This is a genomic window from Cognatishimia sp. F0-27, from assembly GCF_020667845.1.
Lineage (GTDB): Bacteria > Pseudomonadota > Alphaproteobacteria > Rhodobacterales > Rhodobacteraceae > JAFMPQ01.
Genome location: NZ_JAFMPQ010000104.1, coordinates 1 through 695, shown reverse-complemented (window position 1 = coordinate 695; position 695 = coordinate 1). Strand labels below are relative to the sequence as shown.

1 protein-coding gene is annotated in these 695 nt (G+C 63.2%); it reads right to left on the bottom strand.

Going from position 1 to position 695, the window contains the following annotated elements; genetic code table 11:
- Positions 1 to 211 precede the first annotated feature (211 nt).
- Positions 212 to 695, bottom strand: a 484-nt coding sequence (locus J1C49_RS22030) for a glycosyltransferase (protein WP_227447858.1), incomplete at its 5' end; no start/stop codon positions are given.

Sequence of the window (695 nt, the reverse complement as noted above, 5' to 3'; positions counted from 1 at the left end):
TACCAGGAATACGTCGATCTTTATGGCGAGGAGCGGACCATTGCGGAGATGAGCATGCCGCGGGTGTCGGCCGCGCGTCAGGTGCCTGCGTCCATGCTGAAGCGGATCGGTGGCTCCGAAGCTGCCTGAGCGCGGGTGAAACCGGCGGCGGGTGCCTTCCGCCACACCGGTTTGTAGCGGTCCTCGATTTACGTCGGACCGCTCATCCGCACTACGTTTTCGACACGGCAGCGCGTCTGGGAGATGCCGTGCGCGGGCTGCTCGCCTTCCAGTAGGTCGGCGAGTCCTTGTAGGCGATCCTGACGTGGAACTGCGCGATGCGGGACAGCTCTTGTACGGTGTAGATGCGGAGATCCGCGGCGCGCTCTTCCTGTTCGCACGCCACCAGGTAGCGGGCAGTCGCGCGCGTGATCAACCCCGGCCCTGTCTTGTTCCAGATATTTTCGTTGTCGCGCGCGAGCATGGCGTCCTTGCACAGGGTCGCAGCAAGTTTGAAGAGCGGATGACGGGGGGGAGCGGCCATGAAGTTGTTCGCGATTGCGCGGTGCGGCTCGGAACACAGGATGACGCGGCTCTCGCCATCCAACACCTTGTGGATCAGGCCGACACGGCGATCATCCGCGTCGACGTAGAGACCGCCATCGGCATATAACCGTGCAAGGCGAAAGAAATCGGATTGTTCGGCGGGATGGCGC